Annotated in this window: 23 protein-coding genes; 13 read left to right on the forward strand and 10 right to left on the reverse strand. The window is 73.2% G+C overall.

Translation table 11 applies throughout. The features are described 5' to 3' along the window. Window positions 1–58 precede the first annotated feature (58 nt). The gene (locus AB0H81_RS10265; RefSeq protein WP_358371972.1) at window positions 59–661 is read left to right on the forward strand and encodes a TetR/AcrR family transcriptional regulator; all 603 of its coding nucleotides are present in this window, start codon (window positions 59–61) and stop codon (window positions 659–661) included. A gap of 67 nt (window positions 662–728) precedes the next feature. Continuing rightward, on the forward strand, window positions 729–1,802 hold the full coding sequence (add, locus tag AB0H81_RS10270) for an adenosine deaminase (RefSeq protein WP_358371975.1): 1,074 nt from the start codon (window positions 729–731) through the stop codon (window positions 1,800–1,802). A gap of 4 nt (window positions 1,803–1,806) precedes the next feature. Here the strand turns inward: add and pgl are convergent, their stop codons facing one another. From pgl to tkt, 5 genes are all read right to left on the reverse strand, one after another. Next, a complete protein-coding gene (pgl, locus tag AB0H81_RS10275) occupies window positions 1,807–2,580 on the reverse strand; it encodes a 6-phosphogluconolactonase (protein WP_358371978.1) in 774 nt (257 codons plus the stop codon). Between the two features lie 166 nt (window positions 2,581–2,746). Continuing rightward, the gene (locus AB0H81_RS10280; RefSeq protein WP_358372123.1) at window positions 2,747–3,649 is read right to left on the reverse strand and encodes a glucose-6-phosphate dehydrogenase assembly protein OpcA; all 903 of its coding nucleotides are present in this window, start codon (window positions 3,647–3,649) and stop codon (window positions 2,747–2,749) included. Between the two features lie 11 nt (window positions 3,650–3,660). Beyond that, window positions 3,661–5,361, reverse strand: coding sequence for a glucose-6-phosphate dehydrogenase (zwf, locus tag AB0H81_RS10285; protein WP_358371980.1), 1,701 nt, complete (start codon window positions 5,359–5,361; stop codon window positions 3,661–3,663). A gap of 99 nt (window positions 5,362–5,460) precedes the next feature. Continuing rightward, window positions 5,461–6,552: a transaldolase gene (gene tal / locus AB0H81_RS10290; RefSeq protein ID WP_358371983.1), complete on the reverse strand. Its 1,092-nt coding sequence runs from the start codon at window positions 6,550–6,552 to the stop codon at window positions 5,461–5,463. A 2-nt stretch (window positions 6,553–6,554) separates the two neighbouring features. After that, window positions 6,555–8,585 carry a transketolase gene (gene tkt / locus AB0H81_RS10295; RefSeq protein ID WP_358372126.1) on the reverse strand — a complete coding sequence of 677 codons (2,031 nt, stop codon included), beginning with the start codon at window positions 8,583–8,585 and terminating at the stop codon, window positions 6,555–6,557. A gap of 355 nt (window positions 8,586–8,940) precedes the next feature. On the opposite strand from tkt, the gene AB0H81_RS10300 reads away from it, so the two are divergent. Continuing rightward, window positions 8,941–9,897, forward strand: a complete 957-nt coding sequence (locus AB0H81_RS10300; RefSeq protein ID WP_358371985.1) for a heme o synthase — start codon at window positions 8,941–8,943, stop codon at window positions 9,895–9,897. Window positions 9,898–9,951: 54 nt separating this feature from the next. Next, window positions 9,952–11,103 carry a PrsW family intramembrane metalloprotease gene (locus AB0H81_RS10305; protein ID WP_358371988.1) on the forward strand — a complete coding sequence of 384 codons (1,152 nt, stop codon included), beginning with the start codon at window positions 9,952–9,954 and terminating at the stop codon, window positions 11,101–11,103. On the opposite strand, the gene AB0H81_RS10310 is transcribed toward AB0H81_RS10305, so the two are convergent. Both AB0H81_RS10310 and AB0H81_RS10315 read right to left on the reverse strand, forming a co-directional pair. Further along, window positions 11,075–11,803, reverse strand: a complete 729-nt coding sequence (locus AB0H81_RS10310) for an ElyC/SanA/YdcF family protein (RefSeq protein ID WP_358371991.1) — start codon at window positions 11,801–11,803, stop codon at window positions 11,075–11,077. The genes AB0H81_RS10305 and AB0H81_RS10310 overlap by 29 nt on opposite strands. A gap of 62 nt (window positions 11,804–11,865) precedes the next feature. Beyond that, a complete protein-coding gene (locus AB0H81_RS10315) occupies window positions 11,866–12,852 on the reverse strand; it encodes a COX15/CtaA family protein (protein WP_358371994.1) in 987 nt (328 codons plus the stop codon). A 127-nt stretch (window positions 12,853–12,979) separates the two neighbouring features. Here AB0H81_RS10315 and AB0H81_RS10320 point away from each other — a divergent pair, with 127 nt between their 5' ends. The 5 genes from AB0H81_RS10320 to AB0H81_RS10340 are packed head-to-tail and all read left to right on the forward strand — an operon-like array spanning window position 12,980 to window position 17,577. Next, a complete protein-coding gene (locus tag AB0H81_RS10320) occupies window positions 12,980–13,873 on the forward strand; it encodes a dihydrodipicolinate synthase family protein (RefSeq protein ID WP_358371997.1) in 894 nt (297 codons plus the stop codon). Next, entirely contained in the window at window positions 13,870–14,871 is a 1,002-nt protein-coding gene (locus AB0H81_RS10325) for a proline racemase family protein (protein WP_358372000.1), read from the forward strand. The genes AB0H81_RS10320 and AB0H81_RS10325 overlap by 4 nt, the downstream gene beginning before the upstream one ends. Continuing rightward, a complete protein-coding gene (locus tag AB0H81_RS10330) occupies window positions 14,868–15,857 on the forward strand; it encodes a proline racemase family protein (protein ID WP_358372002.1) in 990 nt (329 codons plus the stop codon). The genes AB0H81_RS10325 and AB0H81_RS10330 overlap by 4 nt, the downstream gene beginning before the upstream one ends. 21 nt (window positions 15,858–15,878) lie before the next feature. Further along, window positions 15,879–16,889 carry an ornithine cyclodeaminase family protein gene (locus AB0H81_RS10335; RefSeq protein ID WP_358372005.1) on the forward strand — a complete coding sequence of 337 codons (1,011 nt, stop codon included), beginning with the start codon at window positions 15,879–15,881 and terminating at the stop codon, window positions 16,887–16,889. Then, window positions 16,873–17,577 (forward strand): GntR family transcriptional regulator, encoded by a 705-nt coding sequence (locus AB0H81_RS10340; RefSeq protein WP_358372008.1) that lies wholly within the window; start codon window positions 16,873–16,875, stop codon window positions 17,575–17,577. The genes AB0H81_RS10335 and AB0H81_RS10340 overlap by 17 nt, the downstream gene beginning before the upstream one ends. Before the next feature lie 68 nt (window positions 17,578–17,645). Here AB0H81_RS10340 and AB0H81_RS10345 read toward each other — a convergent pair whose 3' ends face one another. Then, the gene (locus AB0H81_RS10345; RefSeq protein ID WP_358372011.1) at window positions 17,646–18,554 is read right to left on the reverse strand and encodes an EamA family transporter; all 909 of its coding nucleotides are present in this window, start codon (window positions 18,552–18,554) and stop codon (window positions 17,646–17,648) included. A gap of 164 nt (window positions 18,555–18,718) precedes the next feature. Here AB0H81_RS10345 and AB0H81_RS10350 point away from each other — a divergent pair, with 164 nt between their 5' ends. Together AB0H81_RS10350 and AB0H81_RS10355 are read left to right on the forward strand one after the other, a co-directional pair. Continuing rightward, window positions 18,719–19,891 (forward strand): MFS transporter, encoded by a 1,173-nt coding sequence (locus tag AB0H81_RS10350; RefSeq protein ID WP_358372013.1) that lies wholly within the window; start codon window positions 18,719–18,721, stop codon window positions 19,889–19,891. 22 nt (window positions 19,892–19,913) lie between these two features. Continuing rightward, the gene (locus AB0H81_RS10355) at window positions 19,914–20,273 is read left to right on the forward strand and encodes a hypothetical protein (RefSeq protein WP_358372017.1); all 360 of its coding nucleotides are present in this window, start codon (window positions 19,914–19,916) and stop codon (window positions 20,271–20,273) included. A gap of 31 nt (window positions 20,274–20,304) precedes the next feature. On the opposite strand, the gene AB0H81_RS10360 is transcribed toward AB0H81_RS10355, so the two are convergent. Together AB0H81_RS10360 and AB0H81_RS10365 are read right to left on the reverse strand one after the other, a co-directional pair. Further along, the gene (locus tag AB0H81_RS10360; RefSeq protein WP_358372020.1) at window positions 20,305–21,081 is read right to left on the reverse strand and encodes an ABC transporter permease; all 777 of its coding nucleotides are present in this window, start codon (window positions 21,079–21,081) and stop codon (window positions 20,305–20,307) included. Continuing rightward, window positions 21,078–21,986: an ABC transporter ATP-binding protein gene (locus AB0H81_RS10365; RefSeq protein WP_358372023.1), complete on the reverse strand. Its 909-nt coding sequence runs from the start codon at window positions 21,984–21,986 to the stop codon at window positions 21,078–21,080. The genes AB0H81_RS10360 and AB0H81_RS10365 overlap by 4 nt, the downstream gene beginning before the upstream one ends. A gap of 229 nt (window positions 21,987–22,215) precedes the next feature. Between AB0H81_RS10365 and AB0H81_RS10370 the strand changes: the two genes are divergently transcribed. Together AB0H81_RS10370 and AB0H81_RS10375 are read left to right on the forward strand one after the other, a co-directional pair. Next, on the forward strand, window positions 22,216–22,992 hold the full coding sequence (locus AB0H81_RS10370) for a VOC family protein (RefSeq protein WP_358372025.1): 777 nt from the start codon (window positions 22,216–22,218) through the stop codon (window positions 22,990–22,992). Window positions 22,993–23,085: 93 nt separating this feature from the next. Then, window positions 23,086–24,390, forward strand: a complete 1,305-nt coding sequence (locus tag AB0H81_RS10375) for a multidrug effflux MFS transporter (RefSeq protein ID WP_358372027.1) — start codon at window positions 23,086–23,088, stop codon at window positions 24,388–24,390. Window positions 24,391–24,426: the final 36 nt, after the last annotated feature.

Genomic DNA, 24,426 nt, shown 5'->3' on the forward strand with positions numbered 1-24,426 from the left:
TGACCAGTTGACCATCATCGCCGGGCGGACCGGCCGGGCGGACCGGAGGACGTGTTTCGTGGCCCCACTCGACCCCGTGCGCGAGAGGGCCATCCTCGACGCCACGCTGGAGCTGCTGTCGGAGATGGGCTACGACCGGATGTCGGTCGACCAGATCGCCAGGCGCGCCCGGGCCAGCAAGGCCACGATCTACCGGCGTTGGGCGGGCAAGCCCGAGCTGGTCGTGGACGTCATCTGCAACCGCTTCGACATGGACACGCCGCGCCCGCCCGACACCGGCTCGCTCCGCGGCGACCTGGCGGAGCTGGTCCGGTGCCTGTGCGAGACGGCCGAGCGCAAGCACGCGCTCATCATGGGCCTGTCATCGACGCTGGTGTCGAACCAGGAACTGGCCAGGGCGCTGCGCGCGCACATGCCCAGCAGGGACCTCGGCGGCGTGGAGGCGCTGCTGGAGCGGGCCGGGAGGCGGGGCGAGCCGGCGAGGAGCGCCGACACCGCCCGGCTCGCCGCCGTCGCCGAGGCCCTCGTATGGCATCGGCTGATCTTCGTCGGGCCGCCGCTGGACAACGCCTTCGTGGAGGAGGCGGCGGAGACGGTGCTGCTGCCGCTGGTGCGGGCCTGGGCCGCCACGCCCCCCGAGCAGGCCGGCGAGCAAACCTGACTGCTTTGTGTGAGATTCAGCCGCCAAAGCTGTCCCTGCGGGAGGAGGGCGGCCTAAGGTCGTCGCCATGACGACCGATGTCACCATCCAGGCCCGGGCGGACGCCTCCTCCGGCGACGCCGCCCTCGACGCGTTCATCGACGCCCTGCCCAAGGTCGAGCTGCACGTCCACCTCATCGGCTCCGCGTCCGTCCCCACGGTCCTGGAGCTGGCGCGCCGGCACCCCGGCGGCGGCGTGCCGACGTCCGAGGAGGAGCTGCGCGCCTTCTACCGGTTCACTGACTTCCCGCACTTCGCCCGGGTCTACCGGGCCGTCAACGCACTGGTGCGCGAGCCGGAGGACGTCGCCACCCTGGTGCTCGGGCTGGCCCGCGACCTGGCCGCGCAGGGCGCCCGGTACGCCGAGCTCCAGGTCACCCCGTACGCCCACCACATGGTCGGGATGCCGCGGCGCGAGGTCACCGGGGCCCTCGACCTGGCCGCCCGCCGGGCGCCGGAGGAGTACGGCGTGGAGATGGCCTACATCTTCGACATCCCCGGCGAGTACGGCGTCGAGGCGGCGGAGATCACCCTGGCCCACGCCCTCGAAGAACCTCCCGCCGCGTTGGTAGGTTTCGGCATCGGAGGCATCGAGCAGGAGCGCGTCCACTACCGCGACGCCTACCGCGACGCGTTCACCGCCGCCCGCAACGCCGGCCTGCACAGCGTCCCGCACGGCGGCGAGATGACGGGGCCGGAGACGATCTGGGAGGTCCTCGAGGGGTACGGCGCCGAGCGCGTGGGCCACGGCATCGCCTGCCTCCAGGACGAGCGGCTCGTCGCCCACTTGCGCGAGACGCGGCTGCCGCTCGACGTCTGCCCCACCTCCAACGTCTGCACGGGGCAGGTGGCCCGCATCGAGGACCACCCGCTGCCGCGCCTGCTGGAGGAGGGGCTGTTCGTGACGCTCAACAGCGACGACCCGCCGATGTTCGACACCACGCTGGCCGGGGAGTACCGGACCGCGGCCCGGGTCTTCGGCCTCGGGCGGCGCGAGCTGGCCGACCTGGCCCGCAACGGCGTGAGCGCCTCCTACCTCGCCCCGGAGCGCAAGCGGGCGCTCCTGGCCGAGATCGACGCGCTGGAGACAGCCGTCTCCTGAGTGCTCAGGGGGAGGCCAGGCGGCCGAGACCGGGCGGGATCTTGCCCGCGGCCGCGCGGTCCAGCAGGAACAGCGTGCGCGACCGGCCCCGGGCCCCCGCCGCCGGCACCTGCACGTGGCCGGACTCGGACAGGGCCAGCCGCACCGCGCCCGCCTTCTCCGCGCCCGCGGCGATCACCCACACCTCGCGGGCGGCCTGGATCGCGGGCAGCGTGAGCGAGATGCGGGTGGGCGGCGGCTTGGGCGAGCCGTGCACGGCCACCACCGGACGCGTGTCGTACAGCGCCGGCATGCCGGGGAACAGCGAGGCCACGTGCGCGTCGGGCCCCATGCCGAGCAGCATCACGTCGAACGACGGCGACGGCCCGTGGTCCTCCGGACGGGCCGCCTTGGCCAGCTCGGTGGCGTAGGCGTCGGCCGACTCCTCGGCCGTCAGGCCCGAGTCGGGGCCGAGCATGACGTGCACCCGCTCCGGGTCGACGTCGACATGGTCGAGCAGGGCCTGACGGGCACCCGTCTCGTTGCGCTCGGGGTCGCCGTCGGGCAGGAAACGCTCGTCGCCCCACCAGATGTCGAGACGCCGCCAGTCGACGGCGTCGCGCGCGGGCGTGCCGGCGATGGCCGCCAGGGTGGCGGTGCCGACCGTGCCCCCGGTCAGCACCAGCGACGCGGTGCCCTTGGCGGACTGGACGTCGACGAGCCGGGTGATGATCCGCGCGGCCACGGCCTTGGCCAGGATGTCGGCGTCACGATGGACGACTACGGTTGGAACGCTCACGGGACCAGTCTTCCATCCCCCCGGGCCCGGCCACGCCACGCCCCGCGACACGCCACGCCCCGGCACACGCGACACGGACCGGCACGCGACACGGCCCGGCACACGTGAAACGGCCGGGCACCCGCGAAGCGGGCACCCGGCCGTGTCGGTCAGGCCAGGCCGGACGTCAGGACTTGTACGAGCGGGCCAGCCGCTTGACGGCCGTCTCGTAGATCTCGTCCGGGTCGAGCCGGCGCAGCTCCTCGGCCAGCAGCTCGGGGGTCTGCCGGCGCGCCAGCGCCACGTTCCGGTCGGGCTGCCCCGGCCGGGACAGCGTCGCCAGACGGGCGTCGGCGCGGGCCACCGACAGGTCGCCCTCGGGCGTCGTCAGCCGTACGGTGGTCAGGCCCGGACCGGCGGAGTCGGAGACCTTCACCGTGGTGCCGAGCCGCTCGGACAGCCACGCCGCCAGCAGAGGCGCGCTCGGGTTGCCCGAGGCCGCCTCCACCTGGCCCTTGCGGACCTTGCCGATCGACTGGTCGAAGGCCGCCGCCAGCAGGCTGCGCCAAGGCGTCAGCCGGGCCCACGCCAGGTCGGTGTCGCCCGGCGCGTACCCCTTGGCCCGCGTCGCCAGCGCCTTGACGCCGCCGTCGGGGGACTGGCGGGCGTCGGTGATGCGCCGCTGCGCGAGCATCCCGATCGGGTCCTTGGCCGGCACGTCCGGCGCCGCGCCCGGCCACCACGCCACCACCGGGGTGTCGGGCAGCAGCAGCGGGCTCACCACCGAGTCGGCGTGGTCGGTCAGCTCGCCGTACAGGCGCAGCACGACCACCTCGCCCGGGGTGGACTCGCCGATGCGCAGCTCCGCGTCGAGCCGGGTCGGTTCGTCGGTCTCCCGGTTGATCACCACGAGGATGCGTGACGGGTGCTCGCGGGCCGCCTCGGTGGCCGCCCGCAGTGAGTCGTACTGGTCGCGCTCGTCGCAGACCACCACGAGGGTCAGCACCATGCCGATGGCCGGCGCGCCCATCTGGTGGCGCAGCAGGGTGAGCTGGCCGGCGATCTTCCCCGCCGTCGTGTCGCTCAGCATGAAGGTCGTCATCAGAGTCTCCTCCACACGCGGCCGTCACGCGCCATCATCGCGTCGGCCGACGGCGGCCCCCACGACCCGGCCGGGTACGGCTCCGGCTGGCCCTGCGTGGCCCAGTGCTCCTCGATCGGGTCGAGGATCTTCCACGACAGCTCGACCTCGCGCTGGTGGGGGAAGAGCGGCGGGTCGCCGATCATCACGTCCAGCAGCAGCCGCTCGTACGCCTCGGGCGACGACTCCATGAACGACTCGCCGTAGGCGAAGTCCATGGACACGTCGCGCACCTCCATGGCCGTGCCCGGCACCTTCGAGCCGAACCGCACCGTGATGCCCTCGTCCGGCTGCACCCGGATGACCAGCGCGTTCTGGCCGAGGATCTCGGTGTCGTCCTTGGAGAACGGCAGGTGCGGCGCCCGCTGGAACACCACGGCCACCTCCGTCACCCGCCGGCCGAGCCGCTTGCCGGTGCGCAGGTAGAACGGCACCCCGGCCCAGCGCCGGTTGGCGATCTCCAGCTTGACGGCCGCGTACGTCTCGGTGACGGAGTCCGGCGGGATGCCGTCCTCCTCCAGGTAGCCGACGACCTTCTGTCCGCCCTGCCAGCCCGCGGCGTACTGGCCGCGCGCCGTGTTGGCCGCCAGGTCGGCCGGCAACCGGACCGCCTTGAACACCTTCTCCTTCTCCCGCCGCAGCGCCTGCGCCTCGAAGGACGTGGGGTCCTCCATGGCGACCAGGGCCAGCAGCTGGAGCAGGTGGTTCTGGATCACGTCGCGGGCCGCGCCGATGCCGTCGTAGTAGCCGGCCCGGCCGCCGATGCCGATGTCCTCGGCCATCGTGATCTGCACGTGGTCGACGAAGCTGCGGTTCCAGATCGGCTCGTAGAGGTTGTTGGCGAACCTCAGCGCCATGATGTTCTGGACCGTCTCCTTGCCCAGGTAGTGGTCGATCCGGAAGATCGAGCTCTCCGGGAAGGCCGAGGTGGTGATCTCGTTCAGCTCGTGGGCCGACTTCAGGTCGTGCCCGAACGGCTTCTCGATGACCACGCGCCGCCACGACCCGGGCGGGGCGTCGGCCAGGCCGGTCCGCTTGAGCTGCTCCACCACCACGGGGAAGAACTTCGGCGGCACCGACAGGTAGAAGGCGTAGTTGCCGCCCGTGCCGCGGGTCTCGTCGATCTCCTTGAGCGCCATGGCCAGCGCGTCGAACGCCCCGTCGTCGGAGAAGTCGCCGGGCACGAAGTGGATGCCCTCGCGGATCTGCTTCCAGACCTCCTCGCGGAACGGCGTCCGCGCGTGCTCCTTGACGGCGTCGTGCGTCAGCTGGGCGAAGTCCTGGTTCTTCCAGTCGCGCCGGGCGAAGCCGACCAGGGAGAAGCCGGGCGGCAGCAGCCCCCGGTTGCCCAGGTCGTAGATCGCCGGCAGCAGCTTGCGCTTGGCCAGGTCTCCCGTGACGCCGAACAGCACCATGACGCACGGCCCGGCCACCCGCGGCAGCCTCTTGTCACGCGGGTCGCGCAGCGGGTTGGCCGCCGCCGCCTCGATCGTGGTCGAGGTGCCCGCGACCGAGGTGGCCGCCGACGCCGCGGCGGACGCCCCGGCCGGGCCGTCGCCGGTGGCCGGAGTGCCCGTGCCTGGAGTGGCCGCCTCGACCGCGCTGCCGACCGTGCTGTCCACAGCCTGCGCCCCCTCCGCGGGCGCCTGCGGATCTGTCATCTCAAGCCTCCTGTGCTACGGCGAGCGGTGCGCCGCCGGAGGAGGCGGCGGTCGCCGCCCCCTCCGCGTGGTCGCTGACGTCCCTCGAAGGAGCGGGCATCAGGGGACCAGGTTCTTGCGGACGCTCTCGAGCAGCTCGTTCCAGGACGCCTCGAACTTCTCGACGCCCTCGTCCTCGAGCACCCGGACCACGTCGTCGTAGTCGACCCCGGCCTCCTTGAGGGCGGCCATGGTGTTCCAGGACTGCTCGTAGTACGGGCGGACCGTGTCGCCGGTGACCTGGGCGTGGTCGGCGGTCGCGTCGAGCGTCTTCTCCGGCATCGTGTTGACCGTGCCCGGGGCGACGAGCTGGTCGACGTACATGGTGTCGGAGTACTCGGGGTTCTTCACGCCGGTCGAGGCCCACAGCGGGCGCTGGGGGCGGGCGCCGGCCGCGCGCAGCCGCTGCCAGCGCTCGGAGGCCATGACCTCCTCGAACGCCGCGTACGCCAGGCGCGCGTTGGCGATGCCCGCCTGGCCCTTGAGCTCCGGCTTGCCGAACTGGTCGAGCCGCTTGTCGATCTCGGTGTCGACCCGGCTGACGAAGAACGAGGCCACCGACTCGATCGTGGCCAGGTTGAGGCCCTTGGCCTGGGCCGCCTCCAGGCCCGCCAGCCAGGCGTCCATGACCGCGCGGTAGCGCTCCAGCGAGAAGATCAGCGTGACGTTGACGCTGATGCCCTCGCTGATGGCCTGCGTGATCGCGGGCAGGCCCTCGACCGTCGCCGGGATCTTGATGAACAGGTTGGGCCGGTCGACCAGCCACCACAGCGCGCGCGCCTCGGCCACCGTCTTGTCCGTGTCACGCGCCAGGCGCGGGTCCACCTCCAGCGACACGCGGCCGTCGACGCCGTTCGTGGCGTCGTAGACGGGGCGCAGCACGTCGGCCGCCCAGCGGATGTCGTACGTGGTGATGGCGCGCACCGCCTCGCCCACCTCGACGCCGCGTACGGCGAGGTCGTGCATCTGCGCGTCGTAGGCGTCGCCCTTGCTGAGCGCGCTGGCGAAGATCGTGGGGTTGGAGGTGACGCCGACCACGTTCTTCTCGCGGATCAGCTGCTCGAGGTTGCCCGTGCGCAGCCGCTCGCGGCTGATGTCGTCCAGCCAGACGGACACGCCCTGGCCGGTCAGCTTGTTGAGGATCTCGCTCATCTTCAGTTTCCCGTCGTCTCACCCTTGTCATGGCCCAGCTTGGCCAGACTGGCCTTGGCCGCCGCCGCCACTCTCTCGGCCGTCAGCCCGAACTGCTCGTACAGCGTCTTGTACGGCGCGGAGGCGCCGAAGTGTTCGAGGCCCACCACTTCCCCGGCCTCGCCGACGAACTCGCGCCAGCCCAGCGCGACTCCCGCCTCGACCGCGACGCGGGCCTTGACCGACGGCGGCAGCACGCTCTGCCTGTACGCCGAGTCCTGCCCGTGGAACCACTCGACACACGGCATCGACACGACCCGCGTCGGGATGCCCTGCGCCTCCAGCAGGTCACGGCCGTTGACGGCCAGCTCGACCTCGCTGCCGGTGGCGATGAGGATCACCTGCGGCTGGGCGTCGGAGGCCTCGCGCAGGACGTAGCCGCCGCGGGCGACGCCCTCGGCGGTGGTGCCCTCGTAGACCGGCAGGTTCTGCCGGGTCAGCGCCATCGCGGCCGGCCGGTCGGTGTGCTCCAGGACCGTCTTCCAGGCGTAGGCCGTCTCGTTGGCGTCGGCCGGGCGGACCACGTCGAGACCGGGGATCGCGCGCAGCGCCCACAGGTGCTCGATCGGCTGGTGCGTCGGTCCGTCCTCGCCGAGGCCGATCGAGTCGTGCGTCCACACGTACGTGACCGGCAGCTTCATCAGCGCGGCGAGCCGCACCGCGGGGCGCATGTAGTCGGAGAAGACGAGGAACGTGCCACCGTAGGGGCGGGTGCCGCCGTGCAGGGCGATGCCGTTGAGGATGGCGCCCATGCCGTGCTCGCGGATGCCGAAGTGCAGGGTGCGGCCGTAGCGGTTACCGGGGAACTCCTTGGTCTGATACTCCTCCGGGATGAACGACGGCTCGCCCTTCATCGTGGTGTTGTTGGACTCGGCCAGGTCGGCCGAGCCGCCCCACAGCTCCGGCAGGATCGGCGCCAGGGCGCTCAGCACCTCTCCGGAGGCCTTGCGGGTGGCCATCGAGGCGCCCTTCTCGAACTGCGGCAGCGCCTGGGTCCAGCCGTCGGGCAGCCGGTGGGCGGAGATGCGGTCGAGCTCGGCGGCGCGCTCGGGGTTGGCCTCGCGCCAGGCGTCGTAGGACTTCTGCCAGTCGGCGCGCGCCTCGTGGTTGCGGCGGGCCACCTCGCGGGCGTGCTGGAGCACCTCGGCGGACACGTCGAAGCTCTTGTCGGGGTTCATGCCGAGCACGCGCTTGGTGGCGGCGACCTCCTCGGCGCCGAGCGCGGAGCCGTGGATCTTGCCGGTGTTCTGCTTGTTGGGGGCGGGCCAGCCGATGATCGTGCGCAGCCGGATGAACGTCGGCCGGTCGGTCTCGGCGCGGGACTCCTCCAGCGCGGCGTGCAGCGCCTGCACGTCCTCGACGTAGTCGCCGGTCTCGGTCCAGTCGACGCTCAGCGTCTGCCAGCCGTACGCTTCGTAGCGCTTGAGGACGTCCTCGGACTTGGCGATGAGGGTGTCGTCCTCGATCGAGATGTGGTTGTCGTCGTAGACGACCGTCAGGTTGCCCAGCTTCTGGTGGCCGGCGAGGGCGCTGACCTCGTGGCTGATGCCCTCCTCGATGTCGCCGTCGCTGACGAAGCACCAGATGTGGTGGTCGAACGGCGAGGCGCCGGGGGCGGCGTCGGGGTCGAACAGGCCGCGCTCGCGGCGGGCGGCCATGGCCATGCCCACGGCGTTGCCGAGGCCCTGGCCCAGCGGGCCTGTCGTGGTCTCCACGCCGGCCGTGTGGCCGTGCTCCGGGTGACCCGGGGTGAGGCTGTCCCACTGGCGCAGCCGCTCCAGATCCTCCAGCGTGAGGCCGTAACCCGACAGGTAGAGCTGGATGTACAGGGTCAGGCTCGAATGACCGCACGACAGCACGAAACGGTCACGACCGATCCAGGTCGGGTCCGTCGGGTCGTGGCGCATCGTACGCTGGAAAAGCAGGTATGCGGCGGGTGCCAGGCTCATGGCGGTGCCGGGGTGGCCCGAGCCCGCCTTCTCCACTGCGTCCATGGCCAGGGCTCGAACGACGTCGACCGCCTTCTTGTCGAGGTCGGTCCATTCGAGGGCTGGCACGAGTTCGGTGCTCAAGTGCTCGATCTCCGGAATCTAGTTGTCATTGGATGGTGCCGGTTTGGCATATCCCGCCCACACCGGACCCTAACCGAGTGGCGACGCCGAACGTTCCCCACTCCCTCCATGCGTGTTCCATGCGTTGTGGCGCACGGCCCCGAGCCCCCCATTGGCCGGACCGGCCGACCCTGCGACTACAGTTTTGGTTGTTGTCCGCAGGGCCGCCACGGCGCCCCGTCCACGGATCCGCTCTAATCAGAGGTTACGCGTTGACTCCGCACGTGCTGGAAGCGCCTTGACGGTGCTGACGAACAGGCAGGCGACGGCCCCCGCTCAGGCGGAGGATGCGCCGCGCCCGAGCGGCCGCTCGATCGGCATGGTCGTCAAGGCCTACATCGCCCTGACCAAGCCGCGGATCATCGAGCTGCTGCTCATCACCACGCTGCCGGTGATGTTCCTGGCCGCCGGAGGGCTGCCGCCGCTGTGGACGTCGGTCGCGGTCATGGTGTTCGGCACGCTGTCGGCGGGCAGCGCCAACGCCCTCAACTGCTACGTCGACCGCGACATCGACCAGAAGATGCGCCGCACCCGGCGCCGCCCTCTGGCGCGGCACCAGGTCTCCCCGCGCGGGGCGCTGATCTTCGGCATCGTGCTCGGCCTGCTGTCGCTGCTCGGCCTGTGGCTGACGACCAACTGGCTCGCCGCCATGCTGTCCACCGGGGCGATCCTGTTCTACGTCCTCGTCTACTCGATGATCCTCAAGCGGCGCACCGCCCAGAACATCGTGTGGGGCGGCATCGCCGGCTGCATGCCCGTGATGATCGGCTGGGCCGGCATCACCGACCGGCTCGACTGGGCGCCGCTGGTGCTGTTCGGCGTGGTGTTCTTCTGGACGCCGCCGCACACCTGGACGCTGGCCATGCGCTACAAGGAGGACTACGCGGCGGCGAAGGTGCCGATGCTGCCCGTCGTGGCCACCGAGCGCCGGGTGATCCTGGAGTCGATCGCCTACACCTGGGCGACCGTGCTGTGCTCGCTGGCGCTGTGGCCCGTGGCCGGGACGACGCTGTTCTACCCGATCGTGGCCGCGGTCCTGGGCGCCATGTGCCTGTGGGAGGTGCACCGCCTGCTGGCCCGGCTCAACGCCGGCAAGACCGGGGTCGAACTGCGCCCGATGCGCTTCTTCCACTGGTCCAACGCCTATCTGGCGCTGCTGTTCCTCGCCGTCGCGATCGACCCGCTGCTGTCCTGAGCGGGCCGCGTCCCCCCGCGGGACACCCGACTCGTGATCCGTTAAAGTCACCGTATGACGTCCCGTGATCCACGCTGGGTGTTGAAGGACCGCCCGTCATTCGCGTTGATCACCGGGCTGGTCCTCACCGGCATCTGCGCGCTCGTCTCGCTCTCCTTCGACGTGATCAACGGCGCGCCCGTGCAGTTCGTCATCGCGCTCGTGCTGGCGCTGGCGCCCGTGCCGCTGCTGCTGGCCGCGGTGCTCGCGCTCGACCGGATGGAGCCCGAGCCGCGCAGCAACCTGATCTTCGCCTTCGCGTGGGGCGCGGGCGTGGCCGTGCTCGTCGCCGGCGTGGTCAACTCGCTCAACCTGCACTACGTCACCGACACGGCCAACCTCTCGGCGGCCAGCGCCCGCAACCTCGTCGCCACCTTCGGCGCGCCCGTGGTCGAGGAGACGATGAAGGGCCTGGTGCTGCTCGGGCTGCTCCGCTTCCGCCGGGCCGAGCTCGACGGGCCCACCGACGGGGTCATCTACGCGAGCATGGTGGGCCTCGGCTTCGCGATGAGCGAGAACGTCAGCTACTACCTGCAGGCGCTCAACTCCGAGGCAGGCGGCGTCGGCCTGGCCGTCACCGTGGTGCTGCGCGGCATCCTGTCGCCGTTCGCGCACCCGCTGTTCACCTCGATGATCGGGGTGGCGGTCGCCTACGCGGCCCAGCGTCACGGGCCCGAGCGGGTGTTCTCCATCATGGCCGGCTGGGCGGGCGCGATGGTCCTGCACGGCCTGTGGAACGGCATGGTCTCCTATGGCGGGTTCCGCGGCCTGATGATCGCCTACGCCACGCTGCTGCTGGTGCTGGCCGTGCTGATCGCGCTGGTCTTCCGCGACCGGCGGCGCATCGTCGCGCTCCTGCAGCGCTACCTGCCGCCGTACGAGCCGACACGGCTGGTGGACGCCGGCGACATCCAGATGCTGTCCGCGCTGCCCCGGCGCCGCAAGGCCCGGCAGTGGGCCCGCGCCCATGGCGGCAAGCGCGGCCTGCGGGCCATGCGCGACTACCAGCTCGCGGCCACCGAGCTGGGTCTGCTGCACGAGCGGGCGGCGCGCCGCGTGGTGGACGAGAACGCCTTCCACGAGGAGCAGCGGGCGCTGCTGGAGATCATGAGCATGGCCCGGGCGCAGTTCCCCGCGGTCAGCGGGAGCGGGCCAGGATCGTGGTGAGCGAGGTCTCCCGCGGTCCGGGGAAGACCGGTTCGGAGTGGAGCAGTAAGGCGTCGGCCAGGCCCTTGGCGGTCGCGGCGAGCTCGCGGGTGGCGTAGACGTAGGTGGTGGCGGCCCAGTGCCGGGTCGAGTCGTCGCCCACGCCGAACGTCTCCAGGCCGGCCGCCCGGCACAGCGTCACCGCCCGGGGCAGGTGGAAGGCCTGGGTCACCACGGTCACCCGGCGGGCGCCGAACACCTGGCGGGCCCGTACGCAGGAGTCCCAGGTGTCGAAGCCGGCGTAGTCCAGGACCATGACGTCCCGGGGAACGCCCCGCGCGAGCAGGTAGGCGGCCATCGCCGACGGCTCGTCGTACGTCCTGCGGCTGTTGTCGCCCGACAGGAGCACCGCCTTGACCTGGCCCGTCCGGTACAGCTCGGCGGCGATGTCGAGCCTGCCGGCCAGCATGGAGGAGGGACGGCCGGCGTACAGGCCGGCGCCGAGGACGAGCGCGGCCTCGGCGGCGGGCACCCGCGCCTGCCAGCCGGGGGAGCCGGCCACCACGCGGTGGGGTGCGCTGCCGAGCCAGGCCCAGGTCATGGGGGCGAGGGCGAGCACGCTGAGCAGGACCGACCCCTGGTAGGCCCGGCGCAGCGCCGTCCGTGAGGGACGGCGCAGTCGATGCGCGGCTTTCCGGAAGGGGCGGACTAACTGCCGCAAAACGGCACCTCGCATCGGTGGGGGAGTGGCCGACTTCTCCCCCCATACCCTGGCATAACCGCTCAGACAGCGGCGGGCACTTCGGTGGGGGAGGGGGCGGGCGCCTCATCGGCGGCGTCGCGCACGCGCAGCGCCGTGACGGCGCGCAGCGCGAAGATCCACACCACCGTCGCGCCGAGCACGTGCACCCCCACCAGGAACGCGGGCACGGCCAGGAAGTACTGGGTGTAGCCGATCACGCCCTGGAGCAGCTCGACTCCCAACAGGGCGAGCGCCGCCCGCCGGGCCGGCCGCGGCGCGCCGGACACGCGCAGCGCGAACGCCAGCGCGAACGTCAGCCCCACCACCAGGTAGGCGACGTCGGCGTGCAGCCGCACCACGCTCTCGATGTCGAGGTCGAAGCGCGAGGCCAGCTCGTCGCCCGAGTGCGGGCCCGTGCCGGTCGCCGTCACCCCGGCCAGCACGAGGGCGAACACCGCGGGGACCAGGACGTGGCCGAGCCGGCGGATGTCGCGGTGGACCAGCGGCCGCACCGGGCCGTCGCCCTCGCGCGTGCGCGCGTAGAGCATCCAGCAGGCGGCGACCAGCCCGATCGAGATGAGGAAGTGCACGCTCACCGTGAACGGGTTGAGCATGGTCCTGACCACCAGGCCGCCCCACAGCGCCTGCGCCACGACGCCGAGCGGCTGGAGCAGGGTCAGCAGGAGCAGGGACCGGCGGCGCGGCCGCATCCGCAGCGCCGACAGCAGGCAGGCGACGCCGACCGCCAGCACGAGGAAGGTGACGAGCCGGTTGCCGAACTCGACCAGCATGTTGGCCATCGAGACCTCGGGGTGCGGCACCGGCACGAAGCTGTCGGGCGTGCATCGCGGCCAGGTCGGGCAGCCGAGGCCGGAGCCGGTGACGCGGACGGCGGCGCCGCTCACGGTGATGCCGGCGTTGGCCACCACGGACGCCAGCGCCCAGCCGCTGAACGACTCCGCCGTCGGGGCCCAGGGCGACAGCAGGAGCCGGACGAGACGGTTCGGATGGTCCGTGGATAGCTTCACGTCATCGATGGTATGGGCCGGGGAGGGCGGTCCCGTCACCGGGGAACACCCTTCTCAAGTCCTACGGTGTGTGACATATTACTGGCCAGAAGGTGCTCGGCACCCCGTCCGACCTGGAGGAGTTGTCATGACCGACCGCGTCGCCCCCTGGCAGGGCGTCATGGTGGCCACCGCGCTGCCCCTGCGCGACGATCTCACCGTCGACCTCGACCGGTACGCCGAGCACTGCCGCTGGCTCGTGGACAACGGCTGCGACGGGATCGTGCCCAACGGCTCCCTCGGGGAGTACCAGACGCTCACCCCCGAGGAGCGCGCCCAGGTGATGGAGACCGCCGTCGAGGCCGTCGGCGGCCGGAACGTGATGGCCGGCGCCGGCGCGTACGGCGCGGCCGAGTCGCGCGCGTGGGCCGAGCGGGCCGGCGAGGCCGGCTGCGGCTCGGTGCTGCTGCTGCCGCCGAACGCCTACCGGGCCGGCGAGGACGCCGTCCTCGGCCACTACCGCGAGGTCGCCAAGGCCGGCGTGCCCGTCGTCGCCTACAACAACCCCTACGACACCAAGGTGGACCTGACGCCCGCGCTGCTGGCCCGGCTCTTCGACGAGGGGCTGATCGTCGCGGTCAAGGAGTTCAGCGGCGACCCGCGCCGGGCGTACGAGATCGCCGAGCTGGCCCCGCAGCTCGACCTGCTGATCGGCTCCGACGACGTGCTCCTGGAGCTGGCCGTGGCCGGGGCCGTCGGCTGGGTCGCCGGCTACCCGAACGCGCTGCCCGCCTCGAGCGTCGAGCTCTACCGGGCCGCGACCACGGGCGACCTCGGCACCGCGCTGCCCCTCTACCGCAAGCTGCACCCGCTCCTGCGCTGGGACTCCAAGACGGAGTTCGTCCAGGCCATCAAGCTGTCCATGGACATCGCCGGCCGATACGGAGGACCGTGCCGGCCGCCGCGCGGCCCGCTGAACGCCGAGCAGGAGGCCGTCGTGCGCGCCGCCACCGAGAAGGCGCTCGCGGAGGGCCTGCGATGAGGACCGAGCGCGTCTTCCACGCCGTCGACTCCCACACCGAGGGCATGCCGACGCGTGTCGTCACCGGCGGCGTCGGCGTCGTCCCCGGCGCCAGCATGGCCGAGCGGCGCGTGTACTTCCGCGACCACCTCGACCACATCCGTCGGCTGCTCATGAACGAGCCGCGCGGCCACGCCGCCATGAGCGGCGCCATCCTGCAGCCGCCCACCCGGCCGGACGCCGACTGGGGCGTGCTGTTCATCGAGGTGTCGGGGCTGCTGCCCATGTGCGGCCACGGCACCATCGGGGTCGCCACCGTGCTCGTCGAGACCGGCATGGTCGAGGTGACCGAGCCCGTCACCACCGTGCGCCTGGAGGTGCCCGCCGGGCTCGTCGTGGCCGACGTCGCGGTCGAGGACGGCATGGCCACGTCCGTGACGCTGCGCAACGTGCCGTCCTACAGCGACCGGCTGGACGCGTCCGTCACCGTGCCCGGGTACGGTGACATCCGCTACGACCTGGCCTACGGCGGCAACTTCTACGCCATCGTCGACCTCGACGCGTACGGGCTGCCGTTCGACCGCAAGGCCAAGAACGAGATCCTGGCCGCCGGCCTGGCCACCATGGAGGCGATCAACGCCGCCGACGAGCCGGTCCACCGCGAGGACGGCCGGATCCGCGGCTGCCACCACGTCTACTTCGCCGGGCCGGGATCCGACGCGCGCCACTCGCGTCACGCGATGGCCATCCACCCCGGCTGGTTCGACCGGTCGCCGTGCGGCACCGGCACGAGCGCCCGCATGGCGCAGCTCCACGCCCGCGGAGAGCTGCCCCTGGGCCGGGACTTCGTCAACGAGTCGTTCATCGGCACCCGCTTCGTCGGCCGGCTCCTGGAGGACGCCACGGTCGGCGGGGCGCCGGCGGTGGTGCCGTCGATCACCGGCCGCGCCTGGGTGACCGGAACCGCTCAGTACTTCCTCGATCCGCGTGACCCGTTCCCGGAGGGGTTCGAGCTGTGACCACGCCCGGCCTCGTGACCACGATCGACTACCACACCGGCGGCGAGCCGTTCCGGATCGTCACCGGCGGCGCCCCCGACCTGCCCGGCACGAGCGTGCTCGACCGCCGCGAGCACGCGCAGCGCCCCGGCGGCGAGGCCGACCGGCTGCGGCGGCTGCTCTGCCACGAGCCGCGCGGCCACGCCGACATGTACGGCTGCTTCCTCGTCCCGCCCGACGACCCGGGGGCCCACCTCGGGGTGCTGTTCTGGCACAAGGACGGCTTCTCCACCGCCTGCGGGCACGGCACGATCGCGCTCGGCGTCCACGCGGTCCGCGAGGGCCTGGTGAACGCCGAGCCCGACGGCGAGACCGACGTCGTCGTGGACGTGCCGTCGGGCCGCGTCACCGCCCGCGTCCGCCGCTCCGGCGGGCGGATCGAGGCGGTCACGTTCGTCGGCGTCCCGTCGTTCGTGCTCGCCCGCGGCGTCCCGGCGGACGGCACGCGCGTGGACCTCGCCTACGGCGGCGCGATCTACGCCAGCCTGCCGGCCCGCTCCGTCGGGCTGGAGGCGCGCGCCGGGCACCTGACCGAGCTGATCGCCCGCGCCCGCCGGATCAAGCGCGACCTGGAGGGGCACCCGGCCACCCGGCACCCCACCGACGAGCGGCTGTCCGGCGTCTACGGCGTGATCTTCCACGACGAGCTGTCCGGCGAGGACGGCCGGGTCCGCCAGCGCAACGTCACCGTGTTCGCCGACGGCGAGGTGGACCGCTCGCCGTGCGGCTCCGGCACGGCCGCGCGCCTGGCGCTCCTGCACGACGAAGGCGTCCGGGAGCCGCTGGTCCACGACAGCGTCGTCGGCTCCACCTTCCGGGCCCGCGTCGCCCGGGTCACGGAGGAGGGGGTGGTGCCGGAGGTCGAGGGCATGGCCTACCGCACCGGCCGGCACGCCTTCGAGCTGGACCCGGACGACCCGCTCGGTGCCGGATTCGTGCTGCGGTGACCTGTGACGGATGATCTGACCATGGAGCCCCAGCCGCATCCGGGCGGCGTCCCGGATCCCGCCCCCGCCCTGCCGTACCTCGACGCCGGCACGCTGCGGCGGCTGGTGCCCATGGACCGGGCCGTGAGCGTCCTGGGGGACGCGCTGCGCGCCGGGCTCGACCCCGAGGAGACGCCGCTGCGCACCGCCGCGGACCTGCCCGGCGGCCAGCTCCTGCTCATGCCCGCCGCCGCGGGCCGCTACGCCGGGGTCAAGGCCGTCACCGTCGCCCCGGGCAACCCCGGGCGCGGGCTGCCCCGCATCCAGGGCACGTACCTGCTGTTCGACGGCGCCACGCTGACGCCGCTGGCCGCCCTCGACGGGGTGGCGCTCACCTCGCTGCGCACCCCGGCCGTCTCCGCGCTGGCCGTCCGGCACCTGGCCGAGCCGGACGCGCGTGACCTGCTGGTGTTCGGCACGGGGCCGCAGGCGTACGGGCACGCCGAGGCGCTCGCCGCGGTACGCCCCGTGGCGACCGTCGCCGTGGCCGGCCGCGACCCCGCCCGCGCCGAGGCGCTGGCCGCCCACTGCCGCGCCGTGCTGGGCCTGCGCGCGCGGGCGCTGCCCGTGACCGGCGGCGCCCCGGAGCCCTCCGCGCTGCGCGAGGCGGTCTCCCGGGCCGATCTCATCGCCTGCTGCACCACCGCCCGGCTGCCGCTGTTCCCCGGCGTCCTGCCACGCGACGGGGCCACCGTCGTCGCCGTCGGCTCCCACGAACCCGACGCCCGCGAGCTGGACGGCGACCTCGTCGCCCGCTCCACCGTGGTCGTCGAGGCGCGTTCCTCCGCCCTGGCCGAGGCGGGGGACGTGATCGCACCGATCCGCCACGGTACGATCCCCACTGGTCATCTCGCCGGAAACCTCGCCGAGCTGATCGCCGGCCGTGTGACCCCCGGGCCCGGGCCCCGTGTCTTCAAGAGCACGGGCATGGCGTGGGAGGACCTGGTGGTGGCGGCCGCCGCTTACGAGGCGTGGGATGTTGGGAGTGGATGAGCGGATGGGCGCGGAGCACCGGCTCGACCTGCCGGCGGTCGGAGAGCGGCAGAGCCTGCGTGAGCAGGTGGCCCACGCGCTGCGCGCCGCGCTGGTCACGGGCGAGATGCGGCCCGGCGTCGTCTACTCGGCGCCCGCGCTGGCGCAGCAGTTCGGGGTCTCGGCCACCCCCGTCCGCGAGGCGATGCTCGACCTGGCCAAGGAGGGCCTGGTCGAGGCCGTGCGCAACAAGGGCTTCCGGGTCAGCGAGCTTTCCGCACGCGACCTCGACGAGCTGACCGAGCTGCGCCGGCTGATCGAGGTGCCGACCGTGACCCGGCTGGCCGGCGACGCGCCCGCCGGCGGGTTCGCCCGGCTCCGGCCGCTCGCCGAGGACATCGTGGCCGCCGCCGAGCGCGGCGACCTGCTCGCGTACGTGGACGCCGACCTGCGCTTCCACGTGGAACTGCTGGCGCTGTCGGGCAACTCCCGGCTGGTGTCGGTGGTCACCGACCTGCGCAACCGGGCCCGCCTGTACGGCCTGTCGCAGCTCCCGGGCGAGAAGCTGGCCTCCTCAGCCCGCGAGCACCTGGCCCTGCTCGACGCGCTGGAGGCGGGGGAGCGCGACGCGGTGGGACGCATCATGGCCGAGCACATCGGCCACGTCCGCGGCATCTGGGCCGGCCCGGGATCAACCCCCGGCGCCTAGCGGCACGAGCGTCCGTGAAGCGCGGGCGCCCGGAGTTGCGGACGCCCGCGCGCGGCGGGCGTCCGGTGTCAGCGCGAGCGGGTCGCGCCCAGGCTGGCCGCCACGATGCAGGCGATCGCCGCCCACTGCTGCAGATGCAGCACCTCGCCCAGCAGCAGGAGCCCGACCATCGCCGCCACCGCCGGCTCCAGGCTCATGAGGATGCCGAACACGTGCTTGGGCATCCGCCGCAGCGCCTGCAGCTCCAGCGAGTACGGGATGACCGACGACAGCAGCCCCACCCCGAGCCCGATCAGCACCAGCTCCGGCTGCAGCAGGTCGGCCCCGCCCGTCGCGACCCCCACCGGCGCGACCACCACGGCCGAGACGATCATCGCGAACGACAGCCCGGTGGTCCCCGGGAAACGCTGCCCCGCCGCGGACGACAGCAGGATGTAGGCCGCCCAGCAGGCGCCGGCCACCAGGGCGAAGCCGATGCCCACCCAGCTCACGCTCTCCGACTGGCCCCACGGCGCGAGCAGCACCACGCCCAGCCCGGCGAGGCCGACCCACACCAGGTCGAGCCGGCGCCGCGACGCGGCCACGGCCACCCCGAGGGGGCCCAGGAACTCGATCGCCACCGCGATGCCCATCGGCAGCCGCGACAGCGCCTCGTAGAACGACAGGTTCATCAGGCCGAGCGTCACGCCGAACCCGAGCCCGACCGCCCAGTCGCGCCAGGACATCCCCCGCAGCTTCGGCCGGGCCACCGCGCCCATGATCAGCGCGCCCGCCGCGATGCGGAGGAACACCACCGCGCTCGGCGGCAGCGCCGCGAACAGCTCCTTGGCGAAGCCGGCCCCGAGCTGGACGGAGAAGATCGCCAGCAGGACGAGCCCCGACGGCGGGATGGAGTCGGCGGCCGAGCGCAGCAGGCTCCCCGCCCGCGGCAGGCCGGACCTGCGGTCGAACGGGTCGTCCAAGGCGAAGGCGGTCACGGTGCTCCTCTGGGGCGTGCGACGAGAGAAGAGACGAAAGAAGAGACGAAAGAGGGCCGATCACGGCGATGTGCCGAGGATAGTCAACGACTTCGACATATCCCCACTTAGGGTGGTAGGAGGTAAGCCGATCCCCCGCACACACCCCGTCACGCGCTGGAGACATGACCGCACCCGCAGAGCCCGTCACCCTGGTGCGGCCGCCGTTCGCCCTGTCCGCCGCCTCCCTCGTCAGCAGCTTCGACCGCTTCGCCGTCGGCCCCATGCTCGTCCTGATCGCCCTGGACCTGCGCGTGACGCTCGCCGCGGCCGTCGCGGCGGCGAGCGGCTACTACCTCGCCTACGGCCTGTCCCAGCCGCTGTGGGGCGTGCTGTCCGACCGGTACGGGCGCGTGCCGGTGATGCGGGGCGCGCTGCTGGGCGCCACCGCGGCGGGCCTGGCCTCCGCGTTCATGCCGGGCCTCGTCCCGCTGGTCGCGCTCAGGGTCGTGGCCGGCGCGTGCTTCGGCGCGGTGATCCCCACCTCGCTCACCTACGTCGGCGACACCGTCGCGGCGCCGATCCGCCAGCGCGCCCTGTCGGACCTCATGGGCACGGCCGCGCTCGGCACGGCCATGGCCACCGGCTTCGGTGGCGTGCTGGCCGACCTGGTGAGCTGGCGGGTCGTCTTCGTCACGGCGGCCCTGTGCGCCCTGGCCTGCGCGCTCGGCCTGCGTTCGGTGCCCGAGCCGCCCCGGGGCGCCGTCGCCGGGCTCGGCGCGCACCTCGGCGCGGTGCTGCGGGAGCGATGGGCGCTGCTGGTGTTCGGGCTGGCGTTCGTCGAGGGGGCCGTCCTGCTGGGGCTCCTGCCGTTCCTCGCCACCGCGCTCCAGCACCACGGGGTCACGGCCGCGCTGGCGGGCCTGGCCACCGCGGTCTACGGGGTGGGGCTGTGGCTGCTGACCCGGCTGGTCAAGCGGCTGTCGCGGCAGTGGTCCGCGCCCCGGCTCATCGCCGTGGGCGGCTCCCAGCTGTGCCTCGGGTACGCGCTGGTCGCCGTCCACGTGAGCCTGGTGACCGTGATGGCGGCGGCGCTGCTGTTCGGCGGCGGCTGGTCGTTCATGCACTCGTCGCTGCAGACCTGGGCGACCTCCGTCGTGCCCCAGGCCCGGGGGACGACCGTGGCGTTCTTCGCGGCGGCGCTGTTCATCGGCAGCGCGGTCTCCTCCTCGGCGGGCGGCCCCCTGGCCGACGCGGGGGCGTACGGGCTGCTGTTCGGCGTGGCCGCGGCGATGGCGCTGCCGCTGACCGCCGTGGCCGCTGTGACCCGGCACAGGTGGCGCGGAGCGATGTCATGATCAGGCGCCGTACGATCGAACGGTGAAGAGCGACGAGACAGCGGGAACCGTCGAGGTCGTGGCGGCTCTGCTCGTGGATCTGCTCCTCCTGGCGACCGCGTCGTTCGTCGTCGGCCGGGCCCCCGATCGCGGCTTGCTGTGCGACGGGGCCAGCGTGCTGTGCTCCGGCGGAGACCGGACACAGGCGCAGTGGCTCGCGGAGACGAGCTTCCGCTCCACGGCGGCCTACACGTCCTACGCGGTCGTGGCCCTCGTCGTGATCGCGCTCGCGGTGGTCGGGTGGCGGCGCGGGCGCAGGGCCGTCGTGGTGATGCAGGGCGCGGCGCTCGCGGTGGTGACGACGCTCGCCGTCCTCTGGCAGCCCTACCCCCAAGTGGTCTGATCTCCCGGCAACCGAAGCCGGGCGCCGCGGGTCACTCCCAGCGGAATGTGCGCGAGGCCAGCCCCAGGCACAGCACCGCCCACGCGGCCAGCACCCCGACCGCGCCCAGCGGCAGGGCGCCGCCCGACAGCACCGTCCGCAGCCCGCCGGTGAGCGCCGAGATGGGCAGCACCTCCAGCGCCGGCCGCACTGCTTCGGGCAGCTTCGACAGCGGGAACATCACCCCGCCCGCCCCCAGCAGCACCAGGTAGACGAGGTTGGCCGCGGCCAGCGTCGCCTCGGCCCGCAGTGTGCCGGCCATGAGCAGCCCGAGCCCGCTGAAGGCGGCCGTGCCCAGCACGATCAGCAGCGCCGCCGCCGCGAACGACCCGTGCGGCCGCCAGCCGAGCGCCAGCCCCACGGCCACCACGACCACGACCTGGATGAGCTCCACCGCCAGCACGGCCGCCGTCTTGGCCAGCATGAGCCCGGCCCGGGACAGCGGGGTCGCGCCCAGCCGCTTCAGCACCCCGTAACGCCGCTCGAACCCGGTGGCGATCGCCTGCCCGGTGAACGCCGTGGACATGACCGCCAGCGCCAGCACGCCCGGCGCGAGGAAGGCCACCCGGCTGCCGCCGCCGACGTCGATGAGCGGCGCCAGCGTGAACCCGGCGAGCAGCAGCACCGGGATGACCAGGGTCAGCAGGAGCTGCTCGCCGTTGCGCAGCGTCGCGCGCACCTCGGCGCCCGCCTGGGCGAGCACCATGCGCGGGAACGGCGCGGCCCCGGGCGCCGGGGTGAGGTCGAGGGCCGTGTCCGGCGTGGTCATCGCAGCTCCCTGCCGGTCAGTTCGAGGAAGACGTCCTCCAGCGTGCGCCGCTCGATGCGCAGGTCGTCGGCCGTGACGCCCTCGGCCGCGCACCAGGCGGTCACGGTGGCCAGCAGCTCGGGACCCACCAGGCCCTCCACGATGTAGTGGCCGGCCGGCGACTCCTTGGCCGCGCTGCCCGTCGGCAGCGCGTTGAGCAGCTCCTCCAGCGCCAGGCCGGGCCGGGCGCGGAAGCGGAGCTGACGCTCGGCCCCGGTCAGCGCCTCCGGGCTTCCCTCGGCCACCACCCGCCCGCCGTCGATGATCACCACGTGGTCGGCCAGCCGCTCGGCCTCGTCCATGTGGTGCGTGGTGAGCACCACCGCCACGCCCGCGGCGCGCAGGTCGGCCACGAGGTCCCAGCAGGCGTGGCGGGCCTGCGGGTCGAGCCCGGCCGTCGGCTCGTCGAGGAACACCAGCTCCGGCCGGCCGACGACCGCCGCGGCCAGCGACAGCCGCTGCTGCTGGCCGCCGGACAGGCGGCGGTACGGGGTGCGCGCGTGGGCGGCCAGGCCCAGCCGTACGAGGAGGGCGTCGACGTCGAGGGGACGGGCGTAGAAGCGGGAGACCAGCCGCAGCCACTCGCCGCAGCGCGTCGCGGGCGGCACGCCGCCCGACTGGAGCATGACGCCCACCCTGGGCCGCAGCGCCGGTGCGGCGGGCGGAAGGCCCAGCACCCGCACGGTGCCCTCGTCGGCCTCGCGGAAGCCCTCGCAGATCTCCACCGTGGAGGTCTTGCCCGCGCCGTTGGGCCCGAGCACGGCCGTCACCGCGCCACGGGCGGCGCGCATCGACAGGCCGTCGACCGCTGTGGTGCCGCCGTAGCGTTTGACCAGGCCGATGATCTCGACGGCTGGGGAGTCCATGGCCACGAGTCTAAGGACTGGGCGGAGCGGTCCCGTGCGCAGCCCGGCCGGTCGCGACCGCGTACCTGCCGCACTTGCGGCGGCGGCCGGACGCTGGCCGGATATGGCCACCTGTTTACCGCGCGTTTCCCGGCGAGGGGCGGGGCCGGGTGAAAGCCTGAAGGGCGGGGGCGAGTCGGGCGGCCGCCACGAGGGGGTGCGGCCGGCGAGGACGGCAAGGAGGGTTCCCATGTCAGAACGCAGCGGCTACGAGCCGGGTGTCCCGTGCTGGGTGGATCTGTCGAGCTCCGACGTGGAGGCGTCGGTGCGCTTCTACGGCGAGGTCTTCGGCTGGCGGGCCGAGATGAGCGACGATCCCGCGTCCGGCGGCTACGGCCAGTTCTTCCACGGCGACAAGCGGGTCGCCGGGGTGGGGCCCCTGCACGACGAGGGCATGCCGTCCCACTGGAACAGCTACGTCGCCGTCGAGGACGCCGACGCGACCGCCGACCGGGTCAAGAACTCCGGCGGCGCCGTGGTCGCGGGGCCGATGCAGGTCATGGAGGAGGGCCGGATGGCGGTCTTCCAGGGGCCGGACGGCGCGTACACGTCGATCTGGCAGGCGGGCCGCCATCACGGCGCCGACCTGGTCAACGAGCCGGGCGCGTTCTGCTGGAACGAGCTCGTCACCCGCGACCCGGAGGCCGCCGAGCGGTTCTACCGGGGGGTGTTCGGCTGGGAGCCGCACCCGCAGCAGTTGGACGGCGTCACCTACACCGAATGGCACGTGGGCGGCAGGGGCGTCGCCGGGATGATCGAGATGGGGCCGATGTACCCGCCGGAGACGCCGTCGCACTGGATGGTCTACTTCGCGGTCGCCGACCTCGACGCGGCCATCGGCGCCGCGCGGCGCCACGGCGCGGAGGTCTTCGTCGACTCCATGGACTCGCCGCCGGGCCGGTTCGGGATGTTCCAGGACCCGCAGGGGGCGGCCGTCTCGGTCATCCAGCTCCGCGAAAATCAGTAAAAATCAGATGACCGGGAATTAGGAGGACTTTACCGCTGTTGAGCTCCCTCGGCCCTCGTGGGTCACACGCCTGCGAGGGAGAGGGGTACGCGCATGTCCGTGGCGCCGACGTCACCGTCCGCATCAGCACCACCGGGATCCGGCCTGCCGGGGTCCGCGAGCGGTGAGGAAGGCGCCCCTCGTCCGAAGCGGGCCGACGCCCTGCTGCTGTTCGTGCTCGGCGCGCTGTCGGCCATCGGCCCGCTGTCCATCGACATGTACCTGCCGGCGCTGCCCGCCATCACCGGGGAGCTGCTCAGCACGCCCGCCCAGGTGCAGCTCACGCTGACCGCCTGCCTCATCGGCGTCTCCGCCGGCCAGGTCGTCGCCGGGCCGGTGAGCGACGTGCGCGGGCGCAGGACGCCGCTGCTGGTCGGCGTTGCCGGCTTCGCGGTGGCCTCGCTGCTGTGCGCGTTCGCCCCGAACGTGCCCGTGCTGATCGGGCTGCGGCTGCTGCAGGGCGTGCTCGGCGGCGCGGCCCTGGTGATCGTGCGCGCCGTGGTGCGCGACCTGTACGACGGCGCCGCCATCGCCCGCATCTTCGCCACGCTCATGCTCGTCAGCGGCCTCGCGCCGATCCTCGCCCCCGTGGCCGGCGCCCAGCTGCTGGAGTTCACCTCGTGGCGTGGCGTGTTCGTCGCGCTCAGCCTGACCGGGCTGGTGCTGCTGCTGGCCGTGGTCACGGGCGTCCGCGAGACCCTGCCGGCCGGCAAGCGCGAGAGCGGCGGGCTCGGGCACACCCTGCGCACCTTCGGCCGGCTGCTGCGCGACCGCGCCTTCATGGGCTGCGCGCTGACCGCCGGCCTGGGCTTCGCCGCGATGTTCGCCTACATCTCCGGCTCGCCCTTCGTGATCCAGGAGGTCTACCACGCCACGCCCCAGCAGTACTCCCTGATCTTCGGGCTCAACGCGCTCGGCCTGACCCTCATGGCCCAGGTCGGCGGCCGGCTCGCCGGCCGGGTCCCCCCGGCGCGGCTCGTCCTCACGGGCCTCGCCGTCGCGGTCACGGGCGCCGCGCTGCTGCTGACGGCCGCGGCCACCGGGCTGGGCCTGGCCGGGATCGTCGCGGGGCTGTTCGTCATCATGTGCGGCCAGGGCCTGGTGCTGCCGGGCACCGGCGCGCTCGCCCTGGCCGGGCAGCCGCCGCAGGTCGCGGGCAGCGCCTCCGCCCTGCTCGGGGTGCTCCAGTTCGCGCTCGGCGCCCTCGCCGCCCCGCTCGTGGGCCTCGTGGGCTCGGGCTCGGCGACGCCGATGGCCGCGGTCATGCTGGCGCTGCTGGCCCTCGCGGCCCTCGTCTTCACGGTCCTGCGGGGCCGGCCGCGTGCCGCACTCCAGGCCGCTGAGCAGGGGATTAGGTAAGGCTTACCTGCGTGAGAAATTGCATTGACCCTTTCC

The sequence above is a fragment of the Nonomuraea sp. NPDC050691 genome (assembly GCF_040654455.1).
Classification (GTDB): domain Bacteria; phylum Actinomycetota; class Actinomycetes; order Streptosporangiales; family Streptosporangiaceae; genus Nonomuraea.

Excerpts from the sequence above, each read along its gene's own strand:
- add (WP_358371975.1), top strand. The coding sequence starts at position 729 with ATGACGACCGATGTCACCATCCAGGCCCGGGCGGACGCCTCCTCCGGC.
- AB0H81_RS10280 (WP_358372123.1), bottom strand. The coding sequence starts at position 3,649 with ATGCTGAGCGACACGACGGCGGGGAAGATCGCCGGCCAGCTCACCCTG.
- zwf (WP_358371980.1), bottom strand. The coding sequence starts at position 5,361 with ATGACAGATCCGCAGGCGCCCGCGGAGGGGGCGCAGGCTGTGGACAGC.
- tal (WP_358371983.1), bottom strand. The coding sequence starts at position 6,552 with ATGAGCGAGATCCTCAACAAGCTGACCGGCCAGGGCGTGTCCGTCTGG.
- tkt (WP_358372126.1), bottom strand. The coding sequence starts at position 8,585 with ATGGACGCAGTGGAGAAGGCGGGCTCGGGCCACCCCGGCACCGCCATG.
- AB0H81_RS10305 (WP_358371988.1), top strand. The coding sequence starts at position 9,952 with ATGACGTCCCGTGATCCACGCTGGGTGTTGAAGGACCGCCCGTCATTC.
- AB0H81_RS10320 (WP_358371997.1), top strand. The coding sequence starts at position 12,980 with ATGACCGACCGCGTCGCCCCCTGGCAGGGCGTCATGGTGGCCACCGCG.
- AB0H81_RS10325 (WP_358372000.1), top strand. The coding sequence starts at position 13,870 with ATGAGGACCGAGCGCGTCTTCCACGCCGTCGACTCCCACACCGAGGGC.
- AB0H81_RS10335 (WP_358372005.1), top strand. The coding sequence starts at position 15,879 with ATGGAGCCCCAGCCGCATCCGGGCGGCGTCCCGGATCCCGCCCCCGCC.
- AB0H81_RS10340 (WP_358372008.1), top strand. The coding sequence starts at position 16,873 with ATGTTGGGAGTGGATGAGCGGATGGGCGCGGAGCACCGGCTCGACCTG.
- AB0H81_RS10350 (WP_358372013.1), top strand. The coding sequence starts at position 18,719 with ATGACCGCACCCGCAGAGCCCGTCACCCTGGTGCGGCCGCCGTTCGCC.
- AB0H81_RS10360 (WP_358372020.1), bottom strand. The coding sequence starts at position 21,081 with ATGACCACGCCGGACACGGCCCTCGACCTCACCCCGGCGCCCGGGGCC.
- AB0H81_RS10365 (WP_358372023.1), bottom strand. The coding sequence starts at position 21,986 with ATGGACTCCCCAGCCGTCGAGATCATCGGCCTGGTCAAACGCTACGGC.
- AB0H81_RS10370 (WP_358372025.1), top strand. The coding sequence starts at position 22,216 with ATGTCAGAACGCAGCGGCTACGAGCCGGGTGTCCCGTGCTGGGTGGAT.
- AB0H81_RS10375 (WP_358372027.1), top strand. The coding sequence starts at position 23,086 with ATGTCCGTGGCGCCGACGTCACCGTCCGCATCAGCACCACCGGGATCC.